At 37.6% G+C, this 13,929-nt stretch carries 12 protein-coding genes; 4 read left to right on the top strand and 8 right to left on the bottom strand.

The window, feature by feature from the left end; translation table 11 throughout:
• Nucleotides 1-85 precede the first annotated feature (85 nt).
• The gene (locus AA650_RS01465; RefSeq protein WP_053537684.1) at nucleotides 86-667 is read right to left on the bottom strand and encodes a hypothetical protein; all 582 of its coding nucleotides are present in this window, start codon (nucleotides 665-667) and stop codon (nucleotides 86-88) included.
• 521 nt (nucleotides 668-1,188) lie between these two features.
• Here AA650_RS01465 and AA650_RS01460 point away from each other — a divergent pair.
• Nucleotides 1,189-3,027, top strand: coding sequence for a bifunctional serine/threonine-protein kinase/formylglycine-generating enzyme family protein (locus tag AA650_RS01460; protein ID WP_053541151.1), 1,839 nt, complete (start codon nucleotides 1,189-1,191; stop codon nucleotides 3,025-3,027).
• 44 nt (nucleotides 3,028-3,071) lie between these two features.
• Here the strand turns inward: AA650_RS01460 and AA650_RS01455 are convergent, their stop codons facing one another.
• The 3 genes from AA650_RS01455 to AA650_RS01445 all read right to left on the bottom strand — a co-directional run bounded on the left by AA650_RS01455 (nucleotide 3,072) and on the right by AA650_RS01445 (nucleotide 4,757).
• On the bottom strand, nucleotides 3,072-3,752 hold the full coding sequence (locus AA650_RS01455; protein ID WP_053537683.1) for an SDR family oxidoreductase: 681 nt from the start codon (nucleotides 3,750-3,752) through the stop codon (nucleotides 3,072-3,074).
• A gap of 51 nt (nucleotides 3,753-3,803) precedes the next feature.
• Nucleotides 3,804-4,343, bottom strand: coding sequence for a hypothetical protein (locus AA650_RS01450; RefSeq protein ID WP_053537682.1), 540 nt, complete (start codon nucleotides 4,341-4,343; stop codon nucleotides 3,804-3,806).
• Between the two features lie 75 nt (nucleotides 4,344-4,418).
• A complete protein-coding gene (locus AA650_RS01445) occupies nucleotides 4,419-4,757 on the bottom strand; it encodes a hypothetical protein (protein WP_027403615.1) in 339 nt (112 codons plus the stop codon).
• A 1,342-nt stretch (nucleotides 4,758-6,099) separates the two neighbouring features.
• Between AA650_RS01445 and AA650_RS01440 the strand changes: the two genes are divergently transcribed.
• A complete protein-coding gene (locus AA650_RS01440; RefSeq protein ID WP_053537681.1) occupies nucleotides 6,100-6,468 on the top strand; it encodes a pentapeptide repeat-containing protein in 369 nt (122 codons plus the stop codon).
• A gap of 133 nt (nucleotides 6,469-6,601) precedes the next feature.
• On the opposite strand, the gene AA650_RS01435 is transcribed toward AA650_RS01440, so the two are convergent.
• From AA650_RS01435 to AA650_RS01425, 4 genes are all read right to left on the bottom strand, one after another.
• Complete coding sequence (locus AA650_RS01435; protein ID WP_234413268.1) at nucleotides 6,602-7,027, bottom strand: hypothetical protein; 426 nt, start codon at nucleotides 7,025-7,027, stop codon at nucleotides 6,602-6,604.
• Nucleotides 7,028-7,053: 26 nt separating this feature from the next.
• Nucleotides 7,054-7,248 carry a hypothetical protein gene (locus AA650_RS28550; protein ID WP_234413267.1) on the bottom strand — a complete coding sequence of 65 codons (195 nt, stop codon included), beginning with the start codon at nucleotides 7,246-7,248 and terminating at the stop codon, nucleotides 7,054-7,056.
• A 315-nt stretch (nucleotides 7,249-7,563) separates the two neighbouring features.
• On the bottom strand, nucleotides 7,564-10,731 hold the full coding sequence (locus AA650_RS01430; protein WP_053537680.1) for an efflux RND transporter permease subunit: 3,168 nt from the start codon (nucleotides 10,729-10,731) through the stop codon (nucleotides 7,564-7,566).
• 118 nt (nucleotides 10,732-10,849) lie between these two features.
• Complete coding sequence (locus AA650_RS01425; RefSeq protein ID WP_053537679.1) at nucleotides 10,850-12,181, bottom strand: efflux RND transporter periplasmic adaptor subunit; 1,332 nt, start codon at nucleotides 12,179-12,181, stop codon at nucleotides 10,850-10,852.
• Between the two features lie 423 nt (nucleotides 12,182-12,604).
• Here AA650_RS01425 and AA650_RS01420 point away from each other — a divergent pair, with 423 nt between their 5' ends.
• Nucleotides 12,605-13,009 (top strand): hypothetical protein, encoded by a 405-nt coding sequence (locus AA650_RS01420; RefSeq protein ID WP_053537678.1) that lies wholly within the window; start codon nucleotides 12,605-12,607, stop codon nucleotides 13,007-13,009.
• A gap of 264 nt (nucleotides 13,010-13,273) precedes the next feature.
• Nucleotides 13,274-13,780 carry a hypothetical protein gene (locus AA650_RS01415; RefSeq protein ID WP_053537677.1) on the top strand — a complete coding sequence of 169 codons (507 nt, stop codon included), beginning with the start codon at nucleotides 13,274-13,276 and terminating at the stop codon, nucleotides 13,778-13,780.
• Nucleotides 13,781-13,929: the final 149 nt, after the last annotated feature.

Here is a 13,929-nt window from a genome sequence, read left to right as displayed (position 1 = left end):
TATTTTCCCAATCTTGAAATCCTATCCCACAATCTCAGATATCCTGAATACGGAGCGGTTTAGCAGTGCTAATAACTGTGTATTCTCAATTAGGGTTAACACAATACAAAGAATTAGGATCTTTGTAATTTCGATGAGTTGCTTTGTAAAGTGATTGATCCTTGTATGTTTGTCGACAATATTTATCCAAATCAAGGCCTGTTTCAAGAATATCCTGTGAAGGAACAGAAATCGTTCCTGCTTTTTTGAACTGACATACCCATCGAAATACTGGATAAACCTGTGGCTTTTCTGTGCTTAACTTGTGGGAAGGGATAGCTACGTAATAATTTTCTACGTTCTCTCTTGGATATCTCTCCCTGAATGCTTCTTTAGTTGTCTCATGTTTACACACATCATGCAAATTAATTTTTGTTTCTTGATACGTCTGGTTTTGAAAATCACTCGAATAAAATGTCCATGAAATTGATCCCGTTCCTAGTGCCACTATAATATTAATTAATATGGGATTATTCTTTAATATCCCTATTAATTTAGATAATTGCTCAATTAAATCAGTCAGAGCAAGTAAAGTGCTATGAACTTGGGAATTCATATTCTGTTTTTTATCAGAATCAGCATTCTGGATTTGATCAGGATCTTTATCTGGTGTAGGAGAATGTGACATAAAAAAAGTTAAAGTACATTTCTAAAACCTGCATAAATATACCAGAATCATAAAATCCTGTCAAATCTACTACAATGGCAATGATCAAATTATTCAATAGTATAAAAGAGAATTTATGTATTTTACCTTGATTTTTTCTACCCTTAAATACTCCTGCTGGTACTCCCCATAGGGATCTTAATTAAATAGACACTCTATACCAAATTTCTATAAAGTTTTGCTTTTATACCTAGTCCAAATTGGAAAAAACTTTGATTTGTAGATTTGTAGGTTGGGTTGAAGTATAAAACCCAACAAAGCAGGAAATGGACTGGGAAAAAAATTAGAATCTGTGCAACAAACAGCACAGATTTTTCTAGCTGAAAGTATTATTTATAAGTAAATCAAAACTTAGATTTTTTCACCTTCTCCCATAAACTAATTTATATTTTGACTATTTTTTTCTAACAACAATCAAAATCATTTTGACAAATCAATAAAATTGGGGATTACTTTTACAGGATGCTATGTTCCCAACTTCTATGCAAATTTGTCAAAATCCCAATTGTTCCAACCCCTTCAACCCGAAAACCTCTAAATCTTGTCTGAGTTGTCAAGAAAGTAATTTTGGGGAAATGCTGCGAAACCGTTACCGGGTTTTGAGGTTATTAGGTGAAGGTGGATTTAGCAGAACCTACGCTGCTGAAGATGTAGATAGACTGAATGCACCCTGTGTAATTAAGCAATTTTTCCCCCAAGTTCAGGGAACTGGACAACGTGCCAAAGCAGCGGAATTTTTCAGAGAAGAAGCTTTTAGACTCTACGATTTGGGAGAAAACCATGCCCAAATTCCCCGACTTTTAGCTTACTTTGAACAAGGTTCTAGTTTGTATTTAGTCCAGGAATTTATTATTGGGAAAACTCTTCTCGAAGAACTACAAAATCAAGCTTATGATGAAACCGAAGTTCGGCAACTTTTAGCTGACTTATTACCAGTTTTGGATTTTGTTCACAAACATCATGTGATTCACCGCGATATCAAGCCGGAAAACATTGTGCGTCGGGATAGTGATAGAAAACCCGTATTAATTGATTTTGGAGGTGCAAAACAAGTTACTCAAACCAGTATCGCTAGACAAGCGACAGCTATTTATACCCTTGGGTATGCCCCAACAGAACAAATGGCTGGGTTTGCTTGTCAAGCGAGTGATTTATATGCTTTGGGTGTCACCTGTGTACGCCTATTAACTCAAGATTTACCATTACAAAATGATTATGGACAACTTCAAGATCATCTTTATGATGCCATGAATGCTAAATGGTTATGGGAAGAACGTTTACGCATTAAAGGCATGACTATTAGTGATGAATTAAAGCAAATCTTAGATAAATTACTCCAACATTTTGCTAGTGATAGATATCAATCAGCACTAGATGTTTTAGATGATTTGAACTTTCCCAAATCTCCCGTAGCTATCAAATTTTCTTCCTTTCCTAAACCACCATTAGCACCACCACTTCCCCAAAAAGTTACTGTTCCCTTACCTCCCTTGTACAACTTTGATTTTTATGTCATTACCGTAGACACTTCTGGTAGAGAAGTTAACCGTGATAGACGGAATACTAAGTATTTTAAAGAAGAATTAGGCAGAAATACAACCTTAGAAATGGTATCAATTCCCCATGGAACTTTTATTATGGGTTCTTTGAGTTGTGAAGGTGATGATGATGAACGTCCCCAACATCAAGTTCTAGTTCCACCCTTTTTTATGGGGAAATATCCTATTACCCAATTACAGTGGAGAACCATAGCAGCTTTACCTCCAGTTAAACAAGAATTGCACCCTAATCCATCAAAATTTAAAGGTGCAAATTTGCCTGTCGAAAATGTCTCTTGGTATGAAGCTGTAGAATTTTGTGCCAGATTAGCAATTAAAACGGGGAGAGAACATCGTTTACCTAGTGAAGCCGAATGGGAATATGCTTGTCGGGCAGGAACTACCACATCTTTCCATTTTGGAGAAACTATTACTTCTGATTTAATTAACTGTAGCGGTAGCGATACTTATTCTGTAGAACCAAAAAGTAGATTTCGGAAAGAAACAACTAATGTTGGTTATTTTGAAGTTGCTAATGCTTTTGGTTTATATGATATGCACGGATTAGTCTGGGAATGGTGTGCAGATTCTTGGCATAATAACTATCATGGCGCACCTACAAATGGTAATGTCTGGGAAGATGGTGGTGATAAACATCGTCGGGTTTTAAGGGGTGGTGCATGGAATTTTGGTGCAGAACTTTGTCGCAGCGCTAGTAGAAGTTGGAATGAAGCAGACGGTGGTTTAAGAATGTGTGGGTTTCGGGTAGTATTTTCTGTTTAAATTGAATTAGTAGTGAGGACTTTAGTCCTCAAAGTTAACAACAACTAATCTAAATTAAATTCCACAAATTCCGGTAATCCTGGATATATCATATTCCGATCTATGGCTGAGAAAATTTTATTATTAGTATGATCAGAATTTAAACAGCGACAAACTAATTTGGCAACATCTGCACGATGAATAGTACCCACAATCTGAGGATTTTCGGTGATAATTCCGTTGTTGGTTGCTGGTTCTGATTTTAAACCACCAGGACGGATAATTGTATAGTTAAGTCCGCTGGAAATTAAATATTGTTCTGCTTTTTCTTTTTCAATTAAAACTGGTTTGAGTGCTTCTAAAGCTTGGGGCGGTAAAGCCACCACACTATCACCACTACCAATGGAAGTTACGAGAATAAACTTTTTAACTCCTGCTTTGACTGCGGCATCAATGAGGTTTTTATTACCGATATAATCAGGTTTGATATTATCTGTGGGTAAACCACCTAATGTACTGATAACGGCTTGAATAGGTTCATTTCCTAAAATTGCCTGTTCAATATCAGTTACATTTAACGCATCTCCTAGAATTGGATAAACACCCATTGCTTTTGCTGCCATAGCAGCGGCTTCTGTTCTCAACAGGGCTTTAACTTGAATTTGTTGTGCTATCAAATATTTAGCGATTTCTTGCCCAACACCGCGACTAGCACCGGCTAGAAAAATGGAAGATGAGATTAACATAATTAGTCTATAAAAAGATGCTATACTTACATTTAGCACAAAACTGTCATTTTAGAACGGAACTATTTCAAAGGCAAAAGTACCAATTAAATGTTCATCAATATAGACTTCTATTTGATGTTTACCCAAAGGATCTCCAGCAGCAATAGTCCAAAAATTTTCAATTACACCATTCACAGGTGTTACTGTGCGTGTGGAAGTTGCTGTTTTTCCATCTTTCGATATGGAGAAATTTTTATTATTTTCTGTTGTCCAAGTTTCGGGGGCTTGTGGTAAAGTTAAAACTTCCCGCCATTTAACTTTACCTTTGATGTTACCTTGATAGTTGTTAAGTGTAATTCTCCAACCATAAGCATCACCTTCTTTTAATGGAACTGTAGTTGTTGGAAAAAAATTAACTTTCCCTTCTGGGTTGACTATCTTTACGCCAAATTCACTCTTATTAACAACTATTTGCTGATTAATAATTGGTTGATCATAATTTATTATACTTCCTGCCAAAGCCATGTTAGACTTATGGCAAACCGGAGTTATTATCGGCAATATCAAAGAAATCAAAACTAATAAAAACTGGAAATTTATAATTTTCATCAACTTTATTTTCTAGTAAGTAAGTAGGATACAAAATGTATATATCCTACTAGAAAAAAGTATTTTTGGCAATAGTTAATCTTCATCAAGTGCAGGTAAAAATTCTTCAAATTGCCACAATTGATCTTTCTTTTCTAGAAACCAAATTCGAGTTTCTGTGGTTAATTTACCCCAGATTACATCAACAGGAACATGGGGAGAAGCATATTGAAACTCTTCACCAATAATTCTGAGATTATCCTCTATATTCCGAGGCATACCAAAATCTTCCCAATCAATTTTGACATTCCTGCCGGTAACTCCCGCAGTCGGATCAAAAACTAATTGTGCGGTTCTGATTAAATCAGCAAAGTGTTGTGCTTTTAGTCCAATTACTTCTTGGATTTGAGGTGATTGTTGAGGATCTTGAGACATTTTCGCTGGAGTTGTGTAGATGTATAATTTAGAAAAATTACTGCCAGAGATAATCCCAGTATTCCCATTTTAGCTCAAAAAATCCAAAGAAAATCAATATTTCTATCTTGTTGTTTCGTCAGGAATAAGTAATTGGACAAAAATATTTACAGTCATTGCGAGCGAAGGGAAGCAATCACAACCCTTGGAATTGCTTCATTTCACTTCGTTCCATATGGCTAACGCCACGCAACGCTTACGCAATGACATTGTGTAATTAATTCTGTCTCACTACTTATCCTTAATCTTGCCCCCATATTTAAGTAGGTGAACACAATAAAACCAAACTGTGTAAAGAAACGTAAAATCGCTGAAAACTTCTTTACTCTTGCCTCTTGCCTTGCTATAACGACAATTTTCAACGCCAACCTACTTACATCACCCTAATATAGGAATCCGGTTTGATTCCTGATAGCGAAGCGTGGCGTTAGCCATATTTTCCGTTGAGTTAGGGAACTAAGCTCAGGGACTTCCAATTAAAAAAATACCCAAAAATTTCTTGTGGTGCGGGCATACTATGGCTAACGCCACGCTACGCTATCGACAAGCTCAGTACAAGTCTTGCCCGCTAATCATCAAGGACAGGCAGGATGCCCATCCCACAAAATTGGGTAATTTATTTTTTGGTGTTCCCTCAAATCCCTGCCACATCTCGTTCCTAGTCTCTGACTAGGAATGCAGTTGATGAGGCTCTGCCTCTAATATCATTGAAGGCAGAGCCTTCTAGAATTCATTCCCATACAGAGTATGGGAACGAGACGACTTGAGGTTTTTCGTAATTTTGTAAAAGTCCATGTCTGAACCGTGTTTAGTATAATTACAGTAACGCTGACATCTTTATACAGAAATGCTGCGATATTTACTATTTAGCCGTGTTTGATTAACTCCTATTTACTATGCTTCATTTTTAACTAGTGTCAGTTAAGAAAGTGTCACTCTCTACACTAGCCATTTGATTTTAAAAGAGATATTCTTAGTGAATGCAAGGAGTGATACCACTTCATTTTATATTTGTTACAATTTTCCTCGCGCTGCTTATACTTTCTGTTATTTGAGTCGCAGGTTTTAAATGTTACAATAGTAGTGAATTGGTAGAAAGTTATACGGGGAACGCTTGGGTTAAAAACTCAGGCGTTTTTTATGTGTCAAATAGCTGCACTTCCACAAATAGTATTAATTTACTAGTGCTTGATAATACTATTTATATTTTGTATAAGCAGAAATCTTTGTGCAAAGAAAACACCAACAAATAATTTAAGCAGTATTCTTAGGATAGAGGTTTTGTGGCTCAAGTAGGTTAAATATGGAAGCTGAGGAACTAAAACGGCGTTATCTTGCGGGCGAAACATATTTTGTTTCTGCGAAACTAATCAGAGCTAAACTAATTAATGCTTATTTGCCAGGGATTAATTTATGGGGAGCGGATTTAAGTGAAGCTAACTTAGCTAAAGCTAAACTTTGGGGAGCAGATTTGAGTAGAGCAAATTTAGCCAAGGCAAATTTAACAAGAGCAAATTTATCCGGTGTTAATCTTACTGAAGCAAATCTTCGAGGGGCTAGGCTGCATTATACTAAGTTGTATGGCGCGAATTTAAATCGTGCATATTATGATGAAAGCACCAAATTTCCCAGAAATTTTGATCCTCTTAGTCACAATATGCAAAAGCTGTAATTACAGCGATTTTCGGGTAAATGAACCACATTTTTTTGTCTCACGTTCCAGACGCAGAGGCGCAAAGAGGAAAAGTAAATCACAAGATCCCCGACTTCTTCAAGAAGTCGGGGATCTGAAAATCTGAATTTAATCAACTTTCAGTTTCGCAATCAGGAACACCTTCTCTAAATACTCGACTAGCGAGAATATCTACTGCTTCAATGGTAATTAAATCCTGCTTATTTAATAGTTTGCCACTACTTAATAACCGATTTGCTTGACGTAAACGCGCTCTATCTATGGCATTACGCACACTTCTAGCATTAGCAAAATGGGGCATCGTCTTCCGTTTAATTAAATATTCGCGGAAGGCTTTTTCAGCCTCTGGACTAAAACAATAGTTTTGGGCTGTGACTATAGATTGGGCAATAGTCATTAAACTATCAACACCATAATCATTAAATTCAATATGTAATCCAATGCGGGAATTCATCCCCGGATTGCTATGAAAAAATCTGTCCATCTGGTCTTTATAACCAGCAAGAATAACGACCAAATCATCTCTTTGGTTTTCCATGACCTGCATGAGAATTTCTATGGCTTCTAAACCATTTTGCGAATACGGTCAACCAATAACAAAGCCGCCATTTCTCTAATTTTGTTTTTGACGGACTTTAACCCGACTAACTCCTGGTCTAACTTATCCAAAATTTCTTGTATATGAGACTCTTGGAAAGCTGCTTCTAAATCAATTCCGTCGTTGTGATCTATTTGTTTTTCTAATATCTGTTCGGTCATGACTATCACCTTTGCTTATGATTTTGATGATAGCCTGAAGTCGGGAAATATAAAAGAACATAATCTTTATAGGTCTGATATATTTTTCTTACTTATCAATTAGTAGGGGCGAAGCATTCGGACAGAAAATCAATGGTTTGAACCATAGGTTATCGCCCGAATGCTTCGCCCTTACGGACAGAAAATCAATGGTTTGAACGATAGGTTATCGCCCGAATGCTTCGCCCTTACGGACAGAAAATCAATGGTTTGAACGATAGGTTATCGCCCGAATGCTTCGCCCTTACGGTGTTCTAGACTAGGAACGAGAGAATACTATCTTATTGAAACATGATCTTCTTCACGCACTTCTAAATGGGGAGTATGATGAACTGGTTGCAAACGCTGACGAATTTTGCCAATGATGATATAGAGAATTGGCACAATAAACAAACTCAAGAAAGTCGCTACAAACATTCCCCCAAATACAGCAGTACCTAAAGATTGACGACTCGCAGCACCCGCACCTGTAGCAGTTGCTAGGGGAAAAATTCCCAACAAAGTCGAAAAAGCAGTCATGAGAATGGGACGTAACCGACCTTGTGCTGCTTCTACTGCTGCTTTGGTAATTGATAAACCTTGCTGTTCTTGCAACTGGTTAGCAAATTCGACAATTAAAATTGCGTTTTTACTGGCTAAACCAATTAACATGACTAACCCAACTTGGCAAAATACATCATTATTTAAACCTCTTAATGATTGTGATGCTAAAGCTCCCATAATAGCTAAAGGAACAGCCAGCATAATAATTAAAGGATCAACATAATTTTCATACTGAGCAGCTAATACTAAAAAGACGAAAAGTAAACCTAAACCAAAAATGATTGGTGCTTGTCCACCGGATTCTTTTTCCTGAGCCGCAATACCTGACCATTCATATCCCATGCTTGTGGGTAATATCTTTTTAGCTAGTTGTTCCATAGCTAAATTTGCTTGTCCAGAACTAGTACCAGGAGCAGGAGAACCGTTAATTTCAATGGAACGAAATAAGTTGTAATGATTAATAGTTTGCGCTCCCGTTGTGGGAGTTAATTTGACCAAACTACTCAGAGGAATCATCTGATTAGTTGCAGAACGCACATTTAATAAACCAATATCATCAGGATTGGAACGAAACTGAGCATCTGCTTGGATATATACCCGATATGTGCGGGAAAGAAAATTAAAATCGTTGACATATCTTGAACCCAAATAAGTTTGCAGGGTTTTAAAAATATCGTCAATGGAAACTTGTAGAGATTTCGCTTTGTTGCGGTCAACTTCAATTAAAATTTGCGGTGTGTTGGCGGTAAAGGTACTAAATACAGCTTGTAGTCCGGGGGTTTGATTTCCCTGCATCATAAACTGACCAACAGTTTGCAGCATGGAATTTAAGCTGTTAGTTCCCCCTATATCTTGTAATTGAAATTGGAACCCACTAAAACTACCTAAACCGCGAATTGCGGGGGGATTAACGGGGAAAACTCTAGCTTCGGTAATTCCTGAAAAGCTTTTTCTTAAATTACCAATAATCGCTTGTACTGATTGATTTGGTTGTTTTCGTTCGTCCCAGGATTTGAGAGTTGTGAAAATTACGCCACTGTTAGCGGTACTACCACTAAAACCAAAACCACCGATCGCAAAAGTACCTGTAACTTCTGGTAATTTCAATATTTCTGCTTCTACCTCACTCATGACTTTACTGGTGTATTTGAGTGAAGAACCTTCTGGACCTTGGATAATGGTAATGAAATAACGCTGGTCTTCGTCGGGGAGAAATGCGGTGGGTACAGTCATGTACAACCAAGCGGTGAAACCTAATGAACCGATAAATAACAGGAGAATAATCGCTTTTATTCTCGTTAAAAATCTTAAAGAGCGCTCGTATCCCCAACGCATGGCTTCTAAAAACCAGTTGATTCGACCGAATACCCAACCAAAAATCCCTCTAGGTGCGGGTCTTCGCCGCAACAATAAGGCAGAAAGAGAAGGGGTGAGGGTAAGAGCCAAAAATGTGGAAATGGCGATAGAAAAGGCAATCGTCAGGGCAAATTGTTTGTAAATTTGTCCAGTTGCACCTGGGAAAAAGGCGACAGGTACAAATACCGCCATCAATACTAAAGAAGTCGCAATTACAGCCCCAAATAGCTCTTGCATGGAGACTGAAGCCGCTTGTCGGGGTGACATTCCTTTTTCTTGAATTAAGCGAGAAATATTTTCTACGACAATAATCGCGTCATCAACTACCATTCCCGTTGCGAGGGTTAAACCGAACATAGTTAAGGTGTTGATGGAAAATCCAAAGGCTTTGACGAAGGCAAAAGTCCCAACTAAGGATAGGGGAATAGTGATCACAGGAATTAAGGTGGTGCGCCAATCTTGTAGGAAAATAAAGATGACGAGAATTACCAGAGCGATCGCCTCTAAAAGAGTTTTTATCACTTCTGCCAAAGATTCTTCTACAATAGTCGTGGTGTCAAATGCCACTTGATATTTCATCCCCGGCGGAAAGCTTTGCGACAATCGCGCCATTTCCTTTTTGATTAAATTAGCCACGTCCAAAACATTACTTCCCGGTGCCGGAAATATCCCCATTCCCACACCCTCATTCCCCTTAAACCGCAGAAATGAGCTATAGTTTTGCGCTCCCAATTCCGCCCTTCCCACATCTTTCAACTTAATCAAACTACCGTCACCAGCAGTTTTAATTACCACATTGTCAAATTCCTCAACTTCCGTCAGCCTACTAACTGCCCTCAAGTCAATTTGATACATCTGACCATCAACGGCTGGCTGTTGTCCAATTTGTCCCGCACCTACCTGTAAATTTTGTTCCTTCAGGGCATTAATCACATCATCAGTAGTTAGATTCCGACTAGCCAATTTATTCGGGTCAAGCCATAGGCGCATTGCATAGCGACGTTCACCAAAAATCCGCGCCTCACTGACACCTTTAATCCGCTTCAGGGCATCTACTAAATATAAATCTGCATAATTACTTAAAAAGACATTATTTAAGGCTTTATTATCACTAAACAAACCGATCGCTAACAGAATATTGTTAGACTGTTTACTCACAGTCACTCCTGTTTGCTTCACCGCTTCTGGTAACTGGGGTTCAGCCGAGGTGACGCGGTTTTGCACATCAACGGCGGCAATATCCTTATCCCGTGAAGCATCAAATGTGACAGTAATCGTACTACTACCATCATTACTACTGCTCGAAGTCATGTATTTAATGCCTTCGACACCGTTAATTTGCCGTTCTAAAATCGTCGTGACGGTACTTTCAACAATTTCCGCACTAGCGCCAACATAATTAGAATTGACGATAATCTGCGTAGGACTAATCTCTGGATACTGGGCTGTAGGCAATGTGGGAATACTGATTGCACCAACAAGTAAAATAATAATAGCGCAGACGCTGGTAAATACAGGTCGTTTAATAAAGAAGTTAACAAACATAAATTGGTAATTGGTGATTGATTAAGATTTACGGAATAACGAACCACAGAGGCACAGAGGACACAGAGAAATGAGGGTTTGAGAGATATTTTGCGTGAGTCCTATTGGTAATTGGTGATTACTTCTTTTCACTATTCCCTGTTTCTTCATTTTCAGGAATTATTGGCAGTCCATCTCTGAGGTTTTGTATTCCTGAAATTATCAATTTTTCATCCCGTTGTAATCCCTCAATTACTTGATAATCATTCCCTTTAATATTGCCTAACTTCACCTGTTTTTGTTTAGCTATTAATTGAGAACCATCTTGAGGAGATTTTCCAGTTTCGGCTACAAATACAAAGGTTTCTCCAGCGATTCGAGATATTGCTGTTGTGGGAATTAGCACTCCAGAACGTTGATTCCAAATCACTTTAGCCCGAATTAATTGATCTGCTCGTACTTGCCCATTATCATTGTTATAAAGTGCTTTAACTAATATTGATTGAGAGTTATTAGTAATATTGGGAGAAATAAAGAATATACTACTATTGCCAATAATTTTACCTTGGGCGTTAATTAATTCCACTGGCAATCCTGGACGTAATTGTGTACCTTTTTCCAATGGCACCGGAATTTTAACGTCTAAAGGTCGGTTTTGGGTAATAGTTGCTAATGGTGTGGAAGTATTCACAAAATCCCCTACTTTAACGGGAACATCACCCACAGTTCCCGCAAAAGGAGCAGTTATTTTATAATACTGAAGTTGAACTTGTTGTTGTTTAATATTGGCATCAGATTGTTGTAAGGATTTTTCTACCTGGGATATGGTAGCTATTTGAGCTTGAATACGGGAATCTATCGCCCCTAGTTGGGCTTTTGCCGTCGCTAGTTTGTTAGCATATAAATCTTGAGTCTGACGAGATACAGCCCCTTGTGCAGCTAATTCAGAATAGCGCTTATAATCTTGTTGACTTAAGCGCATATTAGCAATATTTGCTAGGCGTTCTGCTTGCAAAGATTTCAGAGTAGCGCGAACATTTTCTAGTTGCGCTTGCGAGCCTTGACCAGCAGCGGATAAACTACTAACTGCGGCTTGTTGTTGTCGAGAATCTATTTGCAGAATCGCAGTCCCGGAGGAAACTGGATCTCCTGATTTCACGAATATTTGCGAAACCTGACCTTGAATTCTCGGTTGGAGGTTGACTGAACGCCGCGATTCCAGAATGGCTATATATTCCGTACTATCTTCAACTGTACCTGTTTGCACTGGGGATAGTTTAACCTTAACCCCCGGAGGTGGAGCATTAGCCGCTGCTGGATTTGGTTTTTCAGGATGTAGCAATTTCCATGCTATCCCGCTGACACCCCCAATTAATAACAATGCAGCTAATAGTAAGCGCAGCCACCGATTTGACTTGGGAGGTGACGGGTAAATGTCTTTAATATCGGTTTGAGGCTCAGGTAGTGTCATGGCTGATAACAAGTTGACGGAATGAATAGTTAAAACTCTATGTGTATGATATTAATTTTGAAACTTCTAATTTATAATGAACAGACAAAAATATGTATCGTCTAATTTAAATATACAGGCTTTACATTTTTTTACAATCTATTAGCAAAATAATTATCCTGATGATCAATTTCTGAATTTAGTCATAGAGAAAACATTATCTACTTTAGCTCACCTTAAATATAGAAATAGCCTGATTTCTTTGTCACTGTCTTGAACTCAGGATTTATGCCATTTAATGACTAGTAAGTTTGTTCTATTAAATAAGTGCTGATTAATGCTTGTTTCTCTTTGGCAAGTCGCACCCGGAAATAGGAAAATTGTCTAGGCTACTCTTTCCCTAGTTAGAATTTAACTTAAGCTGTTATTAACCTCAAAATCAACATGATTAATAAATTAACACAACGGTTATTGACTTTGGCTCTTATTTTTGCCATTACCTTTTTCTCCTGGGAAGTTCCTTTGGCTCGTGCTAGTCACTTATTCACCAACTCTGGAGAAATTAGCGATAATATTAAATTATCTGAATATGATTTTACTCCCCAAGAAAATCAAGCACTACAAGGGATTCGTCAGCGTCGGAATAAAGAAATTGCGGCAATTTTAGATTTATCTCAACGTGATTTGCTTGCTCACGAATTACACAATGGTGATAATATTGATCAAGCTTTGGCAGCATTAGATTTAAGTTCTGAACAACGAGAATTAGTAAATTCTATAAATGTCTTCACTAATTTGAAATTGAAGGGTATTTTTTCCCGTCATGGTTTACTTGATAGTCATAGATAAGGTTAGGGATTGGTAAGTTATGCCAGTTGTGGGAAATATGATTTTTCTACAACTGGTAATCAGGTAGGAAAATTGTCTGAATCAGGATGTCCAGGATTGAAGGATGAACAGGATTAAAGAAATCAATTACAAAGGATTTATTTATTCTCGACGAACTAAGTTTTTTGCTAGTCTGGTTGCAGTGTTGACAATTGTTATTTTATTTTTGGGGAATATGAATATTGTTTATTCTTATCAATAGGAAATTTAATGAAGTGAGTAATTATGGTTAACCAAGAACCAATTAACAGTCAAGAGAAATTAGATAATTTTTTACAACATATAGAAACAGCCCGTCAATTAGAGAATGATATCATGAAATATGGGCTAGATGCAACCTATTTGTATTGTGATGATGTTGAGGGTGATTGGTTAGATACTTGGGGAGATGATAATGATGAACCAACTTATATAGAAAAGATGACAACTTTTTTAGAAAGTGATGATGCGGTTGCGGTAAAGGTACGGGAAAAGTTACAGGATAAATCTGTTTCAGAAATTATTGAAGGTTTAGAATATTGTTTGAGTCAATTAACAGAGAATAAGAGAATTTTTGCTGCTAAGGATTTGTTAGTAGGTGGTGTTGGGGTTGTAGGGAGCGATCGCAGTTCTAGTAATGAAACGATTGATGAGATTGAGTTGTTAGATTTGGCGGAAGATTTGCTAATAAGCTATCTGTCTGATCAAATGTTTGGGTTGCCTGGGCTAACACACTCATCCGACCTGCTATAAATCCTGCCGTATAAAGATCAGGACTGGCATTTATTTGCTGGATCATCCATATCAGATTTTGGTCTGTGACAGGAATGCTTCTCATACCTGCATTTGTCAAAGCAAGTTCAATTCTCTTATCCATTGCTCTCTCCTCACTGTTAAAGTTT

Source organism: Anabaena sp. WA102 (assembly GCF_001277295.1).
Taxonomy (GTDB): domain Bacteria; phylum Cyanobacteriota; class Cyanobacteriia; order Cyanobacteriales; family Nostocaceae; genus Dolichospermum; species Dolichospermum heterosporum.
The sequence above is the reverse complement of the archived record's forward strand: the minus strand, read 5'-3'. Positions and strand labels throughout refer to the sequence as shown.